The 18,809-nt window shown below is 61.3% G+C and carries 16 protein-coding genes; 11 read left to right on the top strand and 5 right to left on the bottom strand.

Features of this window, described 5'->3' with window-relative positions:
• Window positions 1-30 precede the first annotated feature (30 nt).
• From TRM7615_RS04285 to TRM7615_RS04240, 10 genes are all read left to right on the top strand, one after another.
• Window positions 31-909: a D-alanine--D-alanine ligase gene (locus TRM7615_RS04285; RefSeq protein ID WP_235824015.1), complete on the top strand. Its 879-nt coding sequence runs from the start codon at window positions 31-33 to the stop codon at window positions 907-909.
• Window positions 910-1,013: 104 nt separating this feature from the next.
• Complete coding sequence (locus TRM7615_RS04280; RefSeq protein ID WP_370739779.1) at window positions 1,014-1,901, top strand: cell division protein FtsQ/DivIB; 888 nt, start codon at window positions 1,014-1,016, stop codon at window positions 1,899-1,901.
• A 6-nt stretch (window positions 1,902-1,907) separates the two neighbouring features.
• On the top strand, window positions 1,908-3,242 hold the full coding sequence (gene ftsA, locus TRM7615_RS04275; RefSeq protein WP_108785985.1) for a cell division protein FtsA: 1,335 nt from the start codon (window positions 1,908-1,910) through the stop codon (window positions 3,240-3,242).
• 6 nt (window positions 3,243-3,248) lie between these two features.
• A complete protein-coding gene (locus TRM7615_RS04270) occupies window positions 3,249-3,653 on the top strand; it encodes a hypothetical protein (protein ID WP_108785677.1) in 405 nt (134 codons plus the stop codon).
• 346 nt (window positions 3,654-3,999) lie between these two features.
• Entirely contained in the window at window positions 4,000-5,646 is a 1,647-nt protein-coding gene (ftsZ, locus tag TRM7615_RS04265) for a cell division protein FtsZ (protein ID WP_108785676.1), read from the top strand.
• 202 nt (window positions 5,647-5,848) lie between these two features.
• Window positions 5,849-6,781, top strand: a complete 933-nt coding sequence (lpxC, locus tag TRM7615_RS04260) for a UDP-3-O-acyl-N-acetylglucosamine deacetylase (protein WP_108785675.1) — start codon at window positions 5,849-5,851, stop codon at window positions 6,779-6,781.
• A gap of 139 nt (window positions 6,782-6,920) precedes the next feature.
• Window positions 6,921-7,772 carry an outer membrane protein assembly factor BamD gene (locus TRM7615_RS04255; RefSeq protein WP_108785674.1) on the top strand — a complete coding sequence of 284 codons (852 nt, stop codon included), beginning with the start codon at window positions 6,921-6,923 and terminating at the stop codon, window positions 7,770-7,772.
• Window positions 7,773-7,796: 24 nt separating this feature from the next.
• Complete coding sequence (gene recN, locus TRM7615_RS04250) at window positions 7,797-9,446, top strand: DNA repair protein RecN (RefSeq protein WP_108785673.1); 1,650 nt, start codon at window positions 7,797-7,799, stop codon at window positions 9,444-9,446.
• Between the two features lie 369 nt (window positions 9,447-9,815).
• Complete coding sequence (locus tag TRM7615_RS04245) at window positions 9,816-11,501, top strand: chloride channel protein (RefSeq protein WP_108785672.1); 1,686 nt, start codon at window positions 9,816-9,818, stop codon at window positions 11,499-11,501.
• A 246-nt stretch (window positions 11,502-11,747) separates the two neighbouring features.
• The gene (locus TRM7615_RS04240) at window positions 11,748-12,308 is read left to right on the top strand and encodes a CHAP domain-containing protein (RefSeq protein ID WP_306417711.1); all 561 of its coding nucleotides are present in this window, start codon (window positions 11,748-11,750) and stop codon (window positions 12,306-12,308) included.
• A gap of 109 nt (window positions 12,309-12,417) precedes the next feature.
• Here TRM7615_RS04240 and TRM7615_RS04235 read toward each other — a convergent pair whose 3' ends face one another.
• The gene (locus TRM7615_RS04235) at window positions 12,418-12,762 is read right to left on the bottom strand and encodes a DUF427 domain-containing protein (RefSeq protein WP_108785671.1); all 345 of its coding nucleotides are present in this window, start codon (window positions 12,760-12,762) and stop codon (window positions 12,418-12,420) included.
• A gap of 80 nt (window positions 12,763-12,842) precedes the next feature.
• Window positions 12,843-14,633: an aminopeptidase P family protein gene (locus TRM7615_RS04230; RefSeq protein ID WP_108785670.1), complete on the bottom strand. Its 1,791-nt coding sequence runs from the start codon at window positions 14,631-14,633 to the stop codon at window positions 12,843-12,845.
• 115 nt (window positions 14,634-14,748) lie between these two features.
• Here TRM7615_RS04230 and TRM7615_RS04225 point away from each other — a divergent pair, with 115 nt between their 5' ends.
• On the top strand, window positions 14,749-15,108 hold the full coding sequence (locus TRM7615_RS04225; protein WP_108785669.1) for a hypothetical protein: 360 nt from the start codon (window positions 14,749-14,751) through the stop codon (window positions 15,106-15,108).
• Between the two features lie 89 nt (window positions 15,109-15,197).
• On the opposite strand, the gene cobT is transcribed toward TRM7615_RS04225, so the two are convergent.
• The 3 genes from cobT to cobS are packed head-to-tail and all read right to left on the bottom strand — an operon-like array spanning window position 15,198 to window position 18,796.
• Window positions 15,198-17,075 (bottom strand): cobaltochelatase subunit CobT, encoded by a 1,878-nt coding sequence (cobT, locus tag TRM7615_RS04220; protein WP_108785668.1) that lies wholly within the window; start codon window positions 17,073-17,075, stop codon window positions 15,198-15,200.
• Entirely contained in the window at window positions 17,072-17,767 is a 696-nt protein-coding gene (locus TRM7615_RS04215; RefSeq protein WP_108785667.1) for an aspartate/glutamate racemase family protein, read from the bottom strand. Before TRM7615_RS04215 ends, cobT begins: the two co-directional genes overlap by 4 nt.
• 42 nt (window positions 17,768-17,809) lie before the next feature.
• Complete coding sequence (cobS, locus tag TRM7615_RS04210) at window positions 17,810-18,796, bottom strand: cobaltochelatase subunit CobS (protein ID WP_108785666.1); 987 nt, start codon at window positions 18,794-18,796, stop codon at window positions 17,810-17,812.
• Window positions 18,797-18,809: the final 13 nt, after the last annotated feature.

The following is an 18,809-nucleotide window of genomic DNA, read 5'->3' as shown; positions in this document are numbered from 1 at the left end:
AGCAGGGCACCCCGGACAGTGGCGGTATTGATGGGCGGACCTTCGGCTGAACGCGAGGTTTCCCTGTCCAGTGGGCGTGAATGCGCCGCCGCGCTGAAGGGCGAAGGATATAACGTGATTGAGCTGGACGCCGGTCCAGACCTGTCCGAACGTCTGCAAAAGATCAAACCGGATGTTGTCTTCAACGCCCTGCATGGCCGCTGGGGCGAAGATGGCTGTGTCCAGGGTTTGCTGGAATGGCTGGGCATCCCCTATACGCATTCGGGCGTGCTGTCGTCGGCCTTGGCGATGGATAAGGACCGCGCCAAAGAGATGTTTCGCGCGTCTGGTCTGCCGGTGGCCGAGAGCGTGATTGCGGATCGCGATGAGGTGAAGAAGCGCCATGTGCTGGCGCCGCCTTACGTGGTCAAACCCAACAACGAAGGGTCCTCGGTCGGGATCTATATCGTGCACGAGGCCGCCAACAGCCCGCCACAACTGGAATCCACCATGCCGCAGCAGGTGATGGTCGAGCAATATGTGCCGGGGCGCGAATTGACGACCACGGTAGTGGGCGACAAGCCGGTGACCGTGACGGAAATCTTTGCCGATGGGTGGTACGACTACGAGGCCAAGTATTCCCCCGGCGGTTCGCGCCACGAGGTGCCCGCCAACATCCCGCAAGACATCTTTGACCTTTGCTTGGACTATGCCCTGCGCGCCCATCAGGCTTTGGGCTGTCGCGGTGCCAGTCGGACGGACTTTCGCTGGGATGACAGCAAGGGCGCTGACGGGTTGTTCCTGTTGGAGACAAACACGCAGCCCGGCATGACGCCGACCTCGCTGGTGCCGGAACAGGCGGGCGAGTTGGGTATGACATTCGGTCAGCTCTGCGCCTGGATGGTGGAGGATGCCTCGTGCAATCGGTAAAGCGCAACCGCCTGTTGCCGGTGCTGTTCCGGTCCAAGGTGCCTGCCGCACAGGACGCGGACTTTGCCAGTGGGGACCACGACCCGCAGGGGCACGGCATCCCACTGGAAGGGGCAGGGCGCATTCGTCTGTCGGGCAAGCGCGCGGACCCGGCCCCATCGCGGTGGAGCTATCGTCTGCAACGCTGGATGTTGACGCCAGGTATTCGCCTGGGCTTGCGGATCGGGGTGCCGTTTTGCCTGGCCTTTGCGATTGGCAGTGCATTTCTGTCCAGCGAAAAGCGCCGTGATGCATTGAACATGTTTGTGGCGGACGTTCGCGCCTCGATCCAGGAGCGGCCGGAATTCATGGTCAACCTGATGGCCATCGACGGGGCAGGCGACAGCCTGTCGGCGGACATTCGTGAGGTCGTGCCGTTTGATTTCCCCACCAGCTCGTTTGATCTGGATGTGGAACAGATCCGCGAGATCGTCGTGGGCCTTGATCCGGTGAAATCGGCGACTGTGCGTATTCGGCCCGGTGGTATCCTACAGGTCGACGTGGTCGAGCGGGTGCCGGTCGTGGTCTGGCGCACGCGCGAAGGGATCGAAATTCTGGATGAAACGGGCGCCCATGTTGACGACCTGAAGGCGCGGTCCGATCGTGCCGATCTGCCCCTGATCGTGGGCGACGCGGCGGACAAATCCGTGACCGAGGCGATGGCCTTGCTGCATGCGGCGCAGCCTTTGGGCAAGCGACTGCGGGGGCTGGCACGGATTGGCGAGCGCCGCTGGGACGTGGTGCTGGATCGCGGGCAACGCATCATGCTGCCGACTGAACGCCCGGTGCGCGCCCTTGAACGGGTGCTGGCGGTGAACGAGGTGCAAGAGTTGCTCGAACGCGATGTGGCCGCCGTGGACATGCGCCTGGGCAACCGGCCGACGATCAGAATGACGGAAAACGCCATCGAGGAATGGTGGCGGATAAGAAAAGCAAGCGGGAACGGACAGTAAATCATGATGGCGGATCTTTATCAGTCTCAGCGCGCGATGCGGCAGATGCGACGGCAGGCGATGCAGCGCGGTGTTGTTGCTATTCTGGATGTTGGCAGTTCCAAAATCTCCTGCCTGGTGCTGCGGTTTGACGGCACGGGGCGGTTGAGCGAAGACAACTCCATCGGCTCGATGGCGGGGCAGACCGGGTTCCGGGTGATCGGGGCCGCCACGACGCGTTCACGCGGGGTGCAGTTTGGCGAGATCAACGCCATGCAAGAGACCGAGCGCGCCATCCGCACCGCGCTGCAGGCGGCGCAAAAGATGGCCGAGATCCGCGTTGACCATGTGATCGCCTGTTTCTCTGGCGCGAACCCGCGCTCGTATGGCCTGGATGCGCAGATCGAGCTGGAAAGCCAGATGGTGAACGAGGCCGAAGTGGCCCGTGTCCTGAGCGCCTGCGATGTGCCGGAATATGGCGAGGGGCGCGAGGTGCTGCATGCGCAGCCAGTGAACTTTGCCCTCGATCACCGCTCGGGCCTAAGCGATCCGCGTGGGCAGTTGGGGCAGAGCCTGGCCGTGGACATGCATATGCTGACCGTGGATGGTGCCGCAATCCAGAACCTGATCCACTGTATCAAGCGCTGCGATCTGGAACTCGCGGGCATTGCCTCGTCGGCTTATGTGTCCGGCATCTCGTCACTGGTCGAGGATGAGCAGGAACTGGGTGCGGCCTGTATCGACATGGGTGGCGGATCGACCAGCATTTCGATCTTCCTGAAAAAGCACATGATCTATGCCGACAGCGTGCGTATGGGCGGCGATCACGTCACCAGCGACATCTCGATGGGGCTGGGTGTGCCGATGGCCAATGCCGAGCGGATCAAGACGTTCTGTGGCGGCGTGCATGCAACCGGCGCCGATGATCGTGACATGATCGACATTGGCGGAGATACCGGCGATTGGGAACACGACCGCCGCACCGTCAGCCGGGCCGAGTTGATCGGTATCATGCGCCCCCGGGTCGAAGAGATCCTGGAGGAGGTGCGTGCCCGTCTGGACGCCGCAGGCTTTGATCATTTGCCCAGCCAGCAGATCGTTCTGACAGGCGGCGGTAGCCAGATCATGGGGCTGGATGGGCTGGCAAGCCGTATCCTGGGCCAACGTGTGCGCTTGGGGCGTCCGTTGCGCGTACATGGCTTGCCGCAGTCGGCGACCGGGCCGGGTTTTTCCAGTGCCGTGGGTCTCAGCCTCTTTGCAGCGCATCCGCAGGACGAATGGTGGGATTTTGAGATCCCGATCGACCGCTATGCGGGGCGTTCGCTCAAGCGGGCGGTGAAGTGGTTCCGCGACAATTGGTGATCGCTGATGTGGCGCGTCATCGCATTGGCAACATGGATGTTTGCGTCGCCTTTGTCGGCGCAAACCCTCATGCCTGCCGAGGTCTTCATAGACTTAGCTCTTGGCAAGACCTTGCGGTTTGTAAACTTGAATTCGGGCAGGTTGGTCGGAGATGAGCAGTTCGTAAGCCGAACACAGACCATCTGGAAAACACCGGAAAACGGTTGCGTCACCGGGCAGCTCTATGTGGATCGCGGGCGCGTGTGCTTTGTCTATGAGGACATTCGTGGCGATATGCCTGCTTGCTGGTGGCCTTATGAATATGACGGTGGGATCATCGTGCGTCCTGTCGGTGAATTCACGCGAGGGATGCAGCGGATCGAGGGCATTTCGAACGAGCCTCTGACATGTGAAACTCTGCCCATGAGTTGAAAAAGCTGCTTGCGGACCACAGAGTTATCCCCCAAACTGTCCACAAGGTTCATCAGAAACCCGGCGGCAGGATGAGCAGTCGCCCAAAATGAGTATTACACGCGTCCACCGGTGCCTCAGACGTAATTGTGGCAGCCGAGTGGGGTGTTTTGTGCTGTGCGCATGTTCGCCCGCAATATCTTGGGGATGCCGGCGAAATGCTGCTGATATCGCTTACGTACCCTCGATATTTTGGGGTTTTTCTACGTTTTTTTAATGACGCCCTTCACAGATCACGGTAGAGTCGTCTGTGGATAGGTAAGAAAAAAGCGCGCGAAAGCGGGCACGTAAAACAGGCGGACAGAGCATGACATTGAACCTTTCGATGCCCGGTCAGGACGATTTGAAGCCGCGGATCACGGTCTTTGGCGTCGGCGGCGCAGGCGGCAACGCAGTCAACAACATGATCGAAAAAGAACTCGACGGAGTCGAGTTCGTTGTGGCCAACACCGACGCGCAGGCGTTGCAGCAGAACCAGGCGACAAGCCGCGTCCAGCTGGGTGTGAAAGTCACCGAGGGTCTGGGTGCAGGCGCCCGTGCCAGCGTTGGGGCGGCAGCTGCCGAAGAGAGCATCGAACAGATCGTTGATCACCTGGCGGGCGCACACATGTGCTTTATCACCGCCGGTATGGGCGGTGGCACCGGAACCGGCGCAGCCCCGATCATTGCGCAAGCCGCGCGTGAACTGGGTGTTCTGACAGTTGGTGTCGTGACCAAGCCGTTCCAGTTCGAAGGCGCCAAGCGTATGCGTCAGGCCGAAGATGGCGTCGAGGCGCTGCAAAAGGTCGTCGACACGCTGATCATCATTCCGAACCAGAACCTGTTCCGTCTGGCCAACGAAAAGACGACCTTTACCGAGGCGTTTTCGATGGCAGATGACGTTCTGTATCAGGGTGTCAAAGGCGTCACCGACCTTATGGTACGTCCGGGCCTGATCAACCTCGACTTTGCGGACGTTCGCGCCGTGATGGACGAGATGGGCAAGGCGATGATGGGCACCGGCGAGGCCGAGGGCGAAGATCGCGCCATCCAGGCCGCCGAGAAAGCCATTGCAAACCCGCTGCTGGACGAAATCAGCCTGCGTGGCGCCAAAGGCGTGCTGATCAACATCACCGGTGCGCACGACCTGACCCTGTTCGAACTGGATGAAGCCGCCAACCGCATCCGCGAAGAGGTGGACCCGGAGGCGAACATCATCGTCGGCTCGACACTGGACACCGCAATGGAAGGCGGCATGCGCGTTTCGGTTGTTGCAACCGGTATCGACGCCACGGATGTTCAGGCCGACATGCCAGTTCCGCGTCGTCCGATGGCTGCACCGCTCAAGCAAAAAGTCTCTGCGGAAGAGCCGGTTCCCACCGCAGCTCCAGCTCCGGTGACCGAAGCTCCGCTGACACTGGATACTCCTGCACCGGCCCCGGTGGCTGAAGCCGCCGAAGAGCCGAGCCTCTTCTCGGGTATGGGCGTTGAAGAAGTGGCCGCCCAAGACCTGGGGGAGGATATCTTTGAGGCGGAAGAGCCCGAACTGCAGAACGACGACGGTCTGCCGCCCCCGGCGTACCAGCCCCAGGTCGCAGCCTTTGAGCCGCGCCACGAAGAGGTGGAAACCGAGGCCGAAGCCTTTGTCGCGCCGCGTGCACCGGCCCCGGGAACTCCGTCGCCCGAAGCGATGCAGCGCCTGCAGGCCGCAGCGCAAAAGGCCCCGTCGGCCCCGCAGCAGGGTATGGCACCCGCGGCGGCTCCGGCACAGGAAAAGGGTCGTTTCGGCTTTAATCGCCTGATTGACCGAATGACCGGACACGCCGCTGACACGCCGGTCGAACGCCCGGCCGCGCAGGTTCGCCAACAACCCATGATGCGCCAAGCTGACGCTACGGCACCTGCTCCGGTTGAAAACGACCCCGAGCAGGACCGCATCGAAATTCCCGCTTTCCTGCGCCGTCAGGCCAACTGATAGCGGTCACAAAAATGGTAAAACAGGCCACCTTCGGGTGGCCTTTTTCTTTTTTATTACAGCCTATTAGGGGTTAATAAGCAGGGTTTCGCCTATCTGTTACATTGATGTTTCATTCGGTTACAAAGATTGAGTTGAGCCCAAGGCCTGCCTCGCTTACCTCAGGTTCAACACAGCGCATGGGGACGCTGGACACTGCTCTATGAGGCACAGCTTGCAAAATACGCTCAAAACCTCGGTAACCTTCAAAGGTGTTGGCCTGCATGGCGGTGCATCGGTGAAGATGGTTCTGAAGCCCGCGGCAGCAGGGCATGGTATCTGGTTCAAGCGGACCGATATCCAGGTGGGCGATGCAATGGTTCCCGCAATCTATGATCTTGTGGAGCGCACGCCGCTGTGCACCAAGCTGGTGAATGGCGCAGGCGTCACCGTTTCGACGGTCGAGCACATCATGGCGGCCCTGGCGGGCTGCGGCATCCACAACGCGCTGATCGAGATCGACGGCCCCGAGGTTCCGATCATGGACGGCTCGTCGATCGAGTTTGTCCGCGGTATCATGGCCAAGGGCGTACGCCAGCAGGCGGCTCCTGTTCTGGCCTATGAAGTGCTCAAGCCGATCACAGTCGAAAAGGACGGTGCCAAGGCAACGCTGCTGCCGTCCGACTGTCTGGAGATTGAATTCCACATTGATTTTGCCGACCCCGCAATCGGTCGTCAGAGCAAGGTGCTGGACATGCGCAACGGCACCTTCGCCCGCGAATTGAGCGACAGCCGCACTTTCTGCCGTCAGGCGGATGTGGATGCGATGCATGAAAACGGTCTGGCCCTGGGTGGCACATTGGACAACGCTGTTGTCGTGGATGGCGACGAAGTTCTTAGCCCCGGTGGGTTCCGCCACGCGGACGAGGCCGTGCGCCACAAGATGCTGGACGCGCTTGGTGATCTGTATCTTGCGGGTGGCCCGCTTCTGGGGCGGTACGTTGGTGAGAGGGCAGGTCATTCACTGACCAACACGCTGCTGCGCGAACTGTTTGCAACCCCCGGCGCCGTGCGCCCGGTGTTGTGTGACCCTGAAACGGCCGAGCGTCTGCCCGGCCAGGGTCTGATCTGGGCTGAAATTCCCCAGGTCGCTTGACCCGCCAATCCGGTTTTGATCACGGATCGCGGCTCTTTTTCTCAACAGGTCGTTAAGACGTTTTGCAGCGGAAATTATTGTGCTAGACCGAAGCTCAGTCGGGGGAACCGACACGGCAAGACGACAAGGATGAGCGAGTATGATCGGCGGCAAGGTGGGGGCCAGGGTTGTTGGTGCACTTATTCTGGCGGCATTTTTGGCCGCTTGTAGCGGTGGGTTGCGAAACTCAGCCGATCGAACCCAGGACTTGGATGGGTTTTCACCCGAGCAGATCTTTGAACGGGGTGAGTTTGAGCTTGCACAGTCGCGGACAGATGACGCTGCTTGGTATTTCTCGGAAATTGAGCGACTCTATCCCTATTCGAACTGGGCTAAACGCGCGCTGATCATGCAGGCCTTTGCCTATCACACAGGCCAGGACTATCCCGAAAGCCGCGCAGCCGCGCAACGCTATATCGACTTTTATCCGGCGGACGAGGATGCGGCCTATGCCCAGTATCTTCTGGCGCTCAGCTACTATGATCAGATCGACGAAGTGGGACGTGACCAGGGCCTGACCTTTCAGGCACTTCAAGCGTTGCGCACCGTGATCGAGGTCTATCCGGACAGCGAGTATGCAACGTCGGCGATTTTGAAGTTCGACCTGGCCTTTGATCATTTGGCGGCCAAGGAGATGGAGATCGGACGCTATTACCTGCGTCGGGATCACTATACCGCTGCCATCAACCGGTTCCGCGTTGTGGTCGAGGACTTCCAGACCACGTCGCACACCGCCGAAGCGCTTCACCGTCTGGTCGAGGCTTATCTTTCACTTGGTCTGGTGAACGAGGCGCAGACCGCGGGGGCCATCTTGGGTTACAACTATCAGTCGTCCGAATGGTACGAAAGCAGCTACAAACTGCTGACGGCTGCGGGTCTCAAACTCAAGGATCGCGGCAACAACTGGCTGAGCCAGATTTATCGCCAATCGGTCAAGGGCGAGTGGCTGTAAAGCCCGGGCAAACGGGATCTGAACATGCTGCGCGCGCTTGATATCCGGGACATGCTGATCATCGACCGGCTGGAGCTTATGTTCCAGCCGGGTTTGAATGTGCTGACGGGTGAGACCGGAGCAGGCAAGTCGATCCTGTTGGATTCGCTGGGGTTTGTGCTGGGCTCGCGGGGCCGGGCCGAACTGGTGCGCCAAGGCGCGGAGCAAGGCGAGGTGGTCGCCGAATTTGATCTGCCAGAGGGGCATCCGGCCCATGGCATTCTCGTCGAGGCAGGACTGCCGGGAGGCGAAGAGTTGATACTGCGCCGGGTGAATCGCGCCGATGGTCGAAAGACGGCCTGGGTCAATGACCGTCGCTGTTCTGGCGACGTGCTGCGCGCCCTGTCTGAAACCCTGATCGAGTTGCACGGGCAGCACGACGACCGTGGCTTGTTGAACCCACGCGGGCATCGGGCGATGCTGGATGCCTTTGCGCGGCTGGATGGGATGCTGGCGGACACGCGCGCGGCCTGGGTCCAGGTTGCCAAGGCGCGCAAAACGGTCGAGGCGACCCAAGCCGCGTTGGAGACGGTGCGCGCCGAAGAAGAGTTTTTGCGCCACGCCGTGGCCGAATTGGATCAACTGGACCCGATGCCGGGCGAAGACGCTGAGTTGGACGCCCGCCGCCGCTTGATGCAAGGCGCCGAAAAGATCCGTGACGATGTCGTCCGTGCCTTTGCCCTGTTGAGCGGCGACGGGGCCGAAGGTGCCATGGGCGATGCAATGCGCTGGCTCGAAGGGGTCACAACCGAGGCTGGCGGCCAGTTGGAAGAGCCGATTGCGGCCCTTGGGCGGGCGATGCTCGAACTGGGAGAGGCGCAGAACGGGGTGGAACGCTGCCTGAACGCGCTGGAGTTCAATCCGGCTGAGTTGGAAGCGGCCGAGGAACGCCTATTTGCGATCCGAGCCTTGGCGCGCAAGCACGATGTTTTACCCGACGAACTTGGCGACTACGCCGACACTCTGCGCGGCAAGCTGGCTGCTCTGGACGCAGGCGATGCGGACTTTGAGCAGCAACAGGCGGATCTGGCGACGTCGCAAGCGGCCTATGATGCGGCAGCTTCTGCCCTGTCCCTGGCCCGGTCTGAGGCGGCAGGGCGACTAGATGCGGCCGTGATGTCGGAACTGGCGCCGCTCAAGATGGAGCGCGCGGTGTTCGAAACCAAGATGACCGAGGGTGAAGCGGGGCCGGAGGGCCGCGATATGGTGGCCTTTACCGTGGCTACAAACCCGGGCGCGCCCGCCGGTCCGCTCAACAAGATCGCCTCTGGCGGCGAGCTCAGCCGGTTCCTTCTGGCGCTGAAAGTGTGTCTGACTGGCGACGACAGTGCCCGCACGATGATCTTTGACGAGATTGACCGTGGCGTTGGTGGAGCAACGGCAGATGCAGTTGGCCGACGTCTGGCGGCTCTTGCAAGCGGTGGCCAGGTGTTGGTGGTGACCCACTCGCCGCAGGTCGCGGCACGGGGTCAGCATCACTGGCGGGTGCAGAAACAGGTCGAGGACAACACGACGTTGTCGACGGTGGTGCCACTGTCAGCGGACGACCGTGTAGACGAGATCGCCCGCATGGTCGCTGGCGACACCATCACCGATGAAGCACGCGCCGCGGCAAAGGCCCTTCTTACATCCTGAAATGTTCTGCATTGGGGCGGGGGCACTCCCGCACCCGGACGGTCCTGACTGCGTCAGCACCGCCAACGGCCTTGGGCCGGGCGCCGGGCAAAGCCCGGCGCGGTCCCGCTTGGAGCATCTGGTTTGCCACAAGTACCAACCGCCGAGCGCAGCGAGGCTCGGCCCAACGGGAGGGTATGCATCTTTGATGCATGTCCCGACGGGCGGGAGTGCCCCGTCAACCAGCGCACCGCTGAGATCCACAAATTCGGGTATTGCGTGCATCATCGCGAAAATATGACGCCTTTCCCACAGCTTCCTGCGGGAATGCGCCTTTTCTGTTTACCTTGAGTGTCCTACACAGGGGAAACTGACGACCCGAGGTCACGCATGACCCCATCTACCCGCGCGCTTCTGCGACAGCAGATCACCCAGGCCATGGCCGCTGTAAAAGACGGCTGGCGCGTGATGCGTCATCGCGGCCCCAGCCAGATCCAGTTCTGGTTCATTGCGCTTGCCATCGGGATCGTGGCCGGGTTTGCCGCGCTGTTCTTCCGCAAAGGCATCCACGCGCTGCAGGCGGCGCTTTATGGCACCGAGGATGTGCAATTCCTGCACAGCTTTGCCGAACAATTGCCGTGGTACTGGGTGCTTCTCATCCCCATTGCGGGTGGGCTGATCGTGGGGATCATCCTGCACAATTTCACCGAGGATGGTCGTGTGCGCTCGGTCGCGGACGTGATCGAGGGGGCGGCGATGACCGATGGCCGGGTCGAAACCAAGGCCGGGATCGCCTCGATGTTTGCCTCGCTCATCACGCTCAGCTCGGGCGGCTCAACAGGCCGCGAAGGGCCGGTGGTGCATATGGCGGGCGTGGTGTCGACCTGGGTCAGCGATCGGATCAATGCCGATGGGATCACCGGGCGCGACCTGTTGGGGTGTGCTGTGGCTGCGGCCGTCTCGGCCAGCTTCAACGCACCCATTGCCGGGGCGCTTTTTGCGCTCGAGGTCGTGTTGCGACATTTTGCGGTCCACGCCTTTGCCCCCATCGTGATTGCCTCGGTTGCCGGAACGGTGATCAACCGCTTGGAGTTTGGGGACGTCACCGAATTTGTCCTTAATACCCCGGGTTCGCTACAATTCTACGTCGAGTTACCGGCGTTCCTGCTGCTTGGGCTATTGTGTGGTGTGATTGCCGTCGTGTTGATGCGGTCGATCTTTCTGGCCGAGGATCTGGCCAATCACCTGCAAGAGAAATTCACCATCCCGCGTTGGATTCGTCCCGCGATCTCGGGGGCTATGTTGGGCGGGCTGGCGATCTGGTTTCCGCACATTATCGGCGTGGGATATGAAACGACGACCCTCGCGTTGAGCGGTGATCTGCTCTTGCACAATGCGATCATCTTTGCCGTCCTCAAAACCATTGCTGTGGCCATCACCTTTGGCGGACGCATGGGGGGAGGGGTGTTTTCGCCCTCTTTGATGATTGGCGCCCTGTCGGGTCTGGCTTTTGGCCTGATCGCCACCGGTCTGCTGCCGGATGTGTCGGGCACCCATACGCTCTATGCCTTTGCCGGGATGGGCGCGGTGGCCGCTGCCGTTTTGGGCGCTCCGATCTCGACAACGCTTATCGTGTTCGAACTGACCGGGGATTGGCAGATCGGGATCGCGGTGATGGTCTCTGTCTCGATGTCCACGGCCCTTGCTTCACGCCTTGTGGATCGCTCGTTCTTCCTGACGCAGCTGGAACGCCGCAACATCCACCTTGCCGCCGGACCACAGGCTTACCTGCTGGCGATGATGCGATGCTCGACCGTGATGCGGCCTCTGGATGATCCGCGTTGCGCGGATGTGGATGCCTGCGAGCAACTGATCGGCGAGGGTCTATGTGTCGAAGCAACTGCCACGCTTGAGGCCGCGATGCCGTATTTCGACCGGGCCGATGTGCCGTTTGTTCCGGTTGTCGTGCACAAAGAAAACATGCCACCCAAGCTCGTCGGGGCCTTGTTCCACATAGACGCGCTCAAGGCATATAACCGGGCGCTGGCGGCGACGGCGGCAGAAGAGCATTCGTGACTGTGTGCCCGATGGGGCAAGTGGCCTATGTGGGCGACAATCGCCGGGTGGCTCTGGCCCAAAAAGCTGATGTCATTTAGTTGGTTCCCCAAGCCAAGCCGTAGAAAGGCGCCCAATTTTTGACCTTTTGCCCTGGTGGTGCAGCAGGAACAGGCGAAATCTTGCCGACGGGTAAGGCAAGCCACTTTTCACAAACAATGATATCGCCGTAGAACCTCGGGAACGTTCAAATGGGGGGGACGTGTCTTGCAGGACAACGCCTACACAACAGATGCGATCAAACCACGCCGGTTCGGGAGCGTTCGGGTCGCGCTTGCTTTGGGGTTCGTCGGTCTTATTGCGGCCTGCGCCAAGGGCCCGACGTACCTGACACTTGACCCAGAACGTCAGTCGATGGCGCTCTTGGAGGTTGAGCAAAAGCAGGCGCGGGGACAACGGGTGTGGTGTGTGCCCTACGCACGTAACCTCAGCGGGATCCAAATTCGCGGCAACGCCAAGGACTGGTGGGGCAAGGCCCGCAGCACATATGAGCGCGGTTCTGAACCAGTTGTCGGTTCGGTGATGTCGTTTCGGTCAACGCGCGGGATGCCCCTGGGCCATGTGGCCGTTGTGGCCGGCGTTATCAGCGACCGCGAGATCATCGTCAATCACGCCAATTGGAACCGCAATCAGGTGTCGTTGAAAATGGGCGTCAAAGACGTTTCGAAAAACAACGACTGGACGCTGGTCCGGGTCGAAAGCCAGCCAGGGCGGTATGGCAAGTTTTATCCGGTGAATGGGTTCATTTATCCGAAAGTTGACGGATAGGCTCAACTGCCGATCGCCACGGGGCGGGCTGTCAGGGATAAATTGCAAACGGGCGCGTCATCCATGTGACGCGCCCGTTTGTTTTTTCAATACAGTTTGAGGTCTGTTCCTAGAGCTGCTCGACGGTCACACCATCGCGCAGGTGAAACGCCAGATAGTCCTTGATCTCGGCCACGGCTTCGATCGGGGCCTCGTAGGACCAGGCCACGTCTTTGGTGACGGACGAGCGATTTACGATCGAGTAGTAGGTGGCATCGCCCTTGTGGGGGCAGTGCGTGGTCTTGTCCGAGGCGTCGAGGAACGCCATGGCGATGTCTTTGCGGGGGAAGTAGATCACCGGATCCATGTCGCCTTCGCTCAGTTCCAGCACCTCGCTGCTTTCGCCAAGGATGGCCCCACCGGAACGTACGCTCCATTTGCCGCCCGGTCTTCGGATCTTGATGTGATCTGTCATATTGTCTCCTTCCCCATCGTCTTAGTGGTGGGCGGTCTTGTCGCCCGCCCGTGTAACAGCCTTGTGTCAGACCTCTTGTGTCAAACTGGCGCGGTTGCGGCCTCCAGCCACTGGCGCGCCTCGGGTCCCACACGCGGGCCGATCTTGTCGGCCACATCGCGGTGATAGGCGTTCAGCCAATCCCGTTCTTCGGCGGACAACATATCCACGACGATCAGGCGGTGGTCAATGGGGGCAAAGGTCAAAGTCCGCCACGACAGCATCGCCCGTTCCGGGTCCGAGGTCGGAAGGTCCGGGGCCTCTTGCACCACCACCAGGTTTTCGATGCGGATGCCAAAGGCCCCTTCGCGGTAATACCCCGGCTCGTTCGACAGGATCATGCCCGGCTCAAACGGCACGTGGCTGGTGCGGGCCAGACGCTGCGGGCCTTCGTGAACGCTCAGGTAGGCACCAACGCCGTGACCGACCCCGTGGTTGAAATCCTGCCCCGCCAGCCACAACGGCATGCGCGCGACGCATTCGATGTCACGGCCCGCAAGGCCCGCAGGCCATCGCAGCATCGACATGGCGATCATGCCTTTGAGGACACGGGTGAAACAGGCCCTCTCCTCGTCGCCGACCTCGCCAATCGCAATGGTGCGGGTGATGTCGGTGGTGCCGTCCAGATACTGACCGCCGCTGTCCAGAACCAGCAGATGGCCATCCTGGATCGTGCTGTCGGTTTCCTCGGTCACGCGGTAATGCATGATCGCGCCATTGGGACCGGTGCCGGAAATCGTCTCGAAACTGATGTCCTGCAGAGCGTTGTCGGTGCGGCGACGGGCCTCAAGCTCGGTGACCACCTGTGTCTCGGTCAAGGTGCCGGGTTCTTGCGCGTCGAGCCAAGCCAGCAGTTCGACGATGGCCGCCCCGTCGCGTAAATGCGCCTCGGCCGAGCCTTCGATTTCGGCAGCGTTTTTGCGCGCCTTGGGCAGGGCGCAGGGATCGCCCGCATCCACCATCCGGTCGCCCAGGATGTCGGCCACCTTTTGCGGCACGGTTCCCGCGTCGACCTGGACCTGGCCAGCGAGCGTATTGACAGCATTCAGGAAGTCCGTCGGATCTTGGATGGTCACCGTGTCGGGGAAATGATCACCCAGTTCCTTGAGCTTTTCGGCGGCCATGAACAGATCCACTGCGCCTGTGTCGTGCAGGATGGCAAAGCCATGCGCCACCGGGTTGCGCGGGATGTCGGCGCCGCGGATGTTCAAGAGCCACATGATCGAATCCGGCAAGGTGATCACGGCGGAGCTATGCCCTGCTTTCGCCAGATCTGCGGCCAGTCGCGTCGTTTTCTTAGCTGCACTTTCGCCGGCAAACTCAAGCGGATGGGCCTTGACCGGGTTCATGGGTGGTTCAGGCTGATCCTGCCAAGTCGCATCGACCAGGTTTTCCGTGCGGATCAGCTCGATGCCCGTGCCGTTGAGCTCTTTTTCGGCCTGCGCAATCTGTCCTGCGGAATGCAGCCAGGCGTCGTAACCAACCTTGCCGCCGTTTGGCAACTTCTCTTTCAACCAGACTGACAGGGTAATGTCGGGCCAGGGGACTGGGGTGTATTCCGCAGCCACCTGCGCCTTGACCTGGGTGCGATAGCGCCCGTCGATGAAAACGCCTGCGATTTGCTCCAGCACCACGCAAAACCCTGCCGAGCCTGTAAAGCCGGTCAGCCAAGCCAGTCGTTCGTCGCGGGCCGCGACGTATTCGCCCTGATGCGCATCGGCGCGGGGCACCAGGAAGCCGTTCAAGCCCTGTTTGGCGATCTCGGCGCGCAGTGCGCTCAGGCGCGGAGGGCCTTGCTCGGGGCGGGCGGTGACCTCAAAGCTTTGAAACATGGGGGCCTCTTCTGTGCTGTCGTGTGTCGAGGCGAAAGGTGAGGGGGCGGGCGGGAAAAGTCCAGACGGGAAAGCCCGGTCTTGGCAATCGCTGGGTCTGGGGTAAGGTGGCCGCATGATACGATATCTTGCCGCGATCCTATGTCTTGCCTGTCCCGCCGTCGCACAGGAGCAGTCGGAGTTTGTGGAGCGGGCCCGTCAAACCGCGGCCGAAGCCATAGCCGAGAGCATGAGTGAGCCGTCCAATCCGGGACAGGCCGGGGTGTCACGGCTGTTCTCGAAAGAGGGGCGGCCGACCCTGTGCTCGGTGACGGATTCGCACACCGCAGGCGGCACCTACATCGGACGGACCTATTGGGAGGTCACTCTGAACGAAGACGGGACCGAGGTTGTGAGCACCCGCAATGTGACTGGCCTGATCTCGGACTGTTACGGCGAGGACTATCAGGCATTCCGCGAGATATTGGAGCAGTAAGGGGGCGCTGCCCCCGTCGCTGCGCGACTCCCCCGGTGTATTTTAATAGGGTGAAATAGGGCGGCGACGCTATGCCGCCCCGGCTCAGATCAACTTGCGCGCTTCATGCCCATGACACGGGCACGGGCGCGGGGGTCGCTGTCGAAGAGCGCGGCGAGCTGCTCGGTCATTGCACCTGCCAGCTGTTCGACGTCTGTGATGGTTACCGCGCGGTCATAATAGCGGGTCACGTCGTGGCCGATGCCGATGGCCAGCAGTTCCACCATCTTGCGCTTTTCCACCATGGCGATCACGTCGCGCAGGTGTTTTTCCAGATAGTTGGCGGGGTTGACGCTGAGCGTGCTGTCATCGACCGGCGCGCCGTCCGAGATCACCATCAGGATCTTGCGCTGCTCGCGTCGTGCCATCATCCGGCGGTGCGCCCATTCCAGCGCCTCGCCGTCGATGTTTTCCTTCAAGAGACCCTCTTTCATCATCAGGCCCAGATTGGGACGGGCACGACGCCAGGGCGAGTCGGCCCCTTTGTAGATGATGTGACGCAGGTCATTGAGGCGGCCGGGCTGTTGTGGGCGGCCGTCGTTCAGCCACGCCTCGCGCGCTTGACCGCCTTTCCAAGCACGAGTGGTGAAGCCCAGGATTTCAACCTTGACGTTGCAGCGTTCCAGCGTGCGGGCCAGAACATCGGCACAGATCGCCGCGATCGAGATCGGGCGGCCGCGCATCGAGCCGGAGTTGTCCAGCAGGAGCGTCACCACGGTGTCGCGGAATTCGGTGTCTTTTTCCACCTTGAAGCTGAGCGGCGTGGTCGGGTTGGCCACAACACGTGCCAGACGGCCCGCGTCCAGGATGCCCTCTTCGCGGTCGAACTCCCAACTGCGGTTCTGCTGTGCCTGCAGGCGGCGCTGCAGCTTGTTGGCCAAACGGCTTACCGCGCCCTTGAGTGGCTCCAGCTGCTGATCCAGATAAGCGCGCAGGCGTTCCAGCTCGGCAGGTTCGGCCAGATCTTCGGCGGCGATTTCTTCATCGTGTTCAGAGAGATAAACCAGATAGTCCGGGTCCGCGTCCGAGACGGGTTGCGGCGCGGGCGGCTCCAGCGGAGCTTCGCCCTCGGGCATTTCGGCCTCTTCACCCAACTCCTCATCGGCCATCTCGTCCATCGAGACCTGGGCCTGGGATTGGTCCTGCTGCTCTTCCTGAGACTGCTCGGGGTTGGCGTCGGCGTCTTCCTGATCCTGATCATCTTGACCGGTGCTGTCAGGATCGGGCTGCTCTTCGGCGTCGTCTTCGGCCTGATCCTCCTGGTCTTCGTCCAGCTCGTCGGGGTCATCGCCCAGCTGATCGCCATAGCCCAGATCCTCGATCACCTGGCGGGCGAATTTGGCAAACTCGGCCTGATCGCTGAGCATGTCCTGGAGGTTGTCCAGCGTGCCGCCTGCCTGCTCTTCGATGAAGCCGCGCCACAGTTCCATCACGTTGGCCGCAGCCGGGGGCAAGTCGCGCCCGGTGGCCAGATGGCGGATCAGGTAACCGGCCGCGACGGGCAGGGGGGCATCGGCGGCCTGGGTGCATTGGTCATAGCCCCGGCGAAGTGCCTCATGCGTGATCTTGACGTCGATGTTGGATGCCGTGCCCGGCATGTCGCGCGCGCCCATGGCCTCGCACCGGGCGGTTTCCATCGCCTCATAGAGATCGCGCGCCATATTGCCCGGAGGGGCATAGCGGGCGTGGGTTTCGGCGTTGTGATACTTGCGTTGCAAGGCCAGAGCGTCAGCGGTGCCGCGGGCCAGCAGAACCTCTTCGCGGGACATGCGACGGCTGACCTGCGGCAGCCGCATCGAGTCGCCCGAGACGCCCGAGGGATCAACCGTGTAGCTGACGTTCAGCTCGGGATCGTCGGCCATGACCTTGGTCGCCTCGGCCAGGGCCTTCTTGAACGGATCGGCGGGGTTGTCGTTGGGCTTTTTCATAGGGACAAATCCTGCAGTTTCAGGGCGCCAGAGGCAAGAAGGAAGAGTTGATCGACATGCACGTCGATCGTGTCGATGACCGGATAACCGGGGTCTTGACCATCAAAGGCCAGTCCCAGATCGGTGCCAGCCAACACCACGGCATCTGCTCCCATTTCATCAACCATTCTGCGTCCTGCAGTGAAAAACAAGTCTCGTTGAGCATCGTTTGCACGCCCCGCTAGGGCGGTCTCTACATAGGCCTGGCCGACCTCGGCGATCTGACCGTCCGGCACAACCGTGCGGGTTTTTTCCATCCGCCCATAAAGGTGGCTTTGCATGACAGTCTCGGTGCCCAGGATGCCGACGCTGGCGATCCCCTGATTGGCAAAGTGATCGTCCAAGGCCCCAAACGCACTGATCAAAGGCAGCGAAGACATTGCGCGGGTTTCATCCTCGCAAAAGCTGCCACCGATCGAGGTGATAGCCGCCACCTCAGCGCCGGAGGCGGCAAGGCGGGTGATGACATCTGCATAGACGCGTGCCTGATCGTCGCGACGGTATGCCTGCGCATTGCACGCAAGCACCTGAATGTCCGTGTTGACGATGGTCAGGTCAAGTGGAACACCCGCTGCGCGACAGCGATCCGACAGCTTTAGGTAATAAGCTGCCGTGGCTGCCGGGCCAATGCCTCCGATCAAACCGATGTGCATCACGTCCCCCCTTTTGCGAACGCCGTATGGGGAGCGCGGGGCTTACCCCATGCTCGCGCTGGCGGCGCTTTCGGGGAGCTCTTCGTCAAAACAGCGCTGATAGAACTCGGCCACGGTCTGACGTTCCAGCTCGTCGCATTTGTTCAGGAACGACAGGCGGAAGGCATAGCCCACATCGCGGAAGATCTCGGCGTTTTGCGCCCAGTTGATCACCGTCCGGGGCGACATGACGGTCGACAGATCGCCGTTCATGAAGGCGGTCCGGGTCAGGTCGGCAACGGTGACCATCTGGCTGACGGTCTTGCGGCCATCGGCGGTGTTGTAATGCGGTGCCTTCGACAGGACGATCATCGTCTCGGCGTCGTGGCTGAGGTAGTTCAGCGTCGCGACCAGCGACCAGCGGTCCATCTGGGCCTGGTTGATCTGTTGGGTACCGTGATAGAGGCCGGTGGTGTCACCCAGACCCACGGTGTTTGCGGTGGCAAACAGGCGGAAGTGCGGGTTGGGCGTGATGATCTCGTTCTGGTCCATCAGCGTTAGCTTACCGTCATGTTCCAGAACGCGCTGGATCACGAACATCACGTCAGCACGGCCTGCGTCGTATTCGTCGAACACGATCGCAACCGGGTTGCGCAGGGCCCAGGGCAGGATGCCCTCGTGGAATTCGGTGACCTGCTTGCCGTCGCGCAGTTTGATCGCGTCCTTGCCGATCAGGTCGATACGGGAAATATGGCTGTCCAGGTTCACACGGACGGCGGGCCAGTTCAGGCGCGCGGCGACCTGTTCGATGTGGGTCGATTTGCCCGTACCGTGGTAGCCCTGAACCATGACACGACGGTTGTGGCTGAATCCGGCCAGGATCGCCATCGTGGTGTCGGGGTCGAACTTGTAGGTGTGGTCGATTTCGGGCACGCGGTCCGAGCTCTCGGCAAATCCCTTGATCGTCATGTTGGTGTCGATACCGAACACCTCACGGACCGAGATTTCTTCGGTGGGTTTTGCGTTGATGTCGATCAAACCGTCAGCCATGCCGTTCGTCCTT

Source organism: Falsiruegeria mediterranea M17, from assembly GCF_900302455.1.
Lineage (GTDB): Bacteria > Pseudomonadota > Alphaproteobacteria > Rhodobacterales > Rhodobacteraceae > Falsiruegeria > Falsiruegeria mediterranea.
The sequence above is the reverse complement of the archived record's forward strand: the minus strand, read 5'-3'. Positions and strand labels throughout refer to the sequence as shown.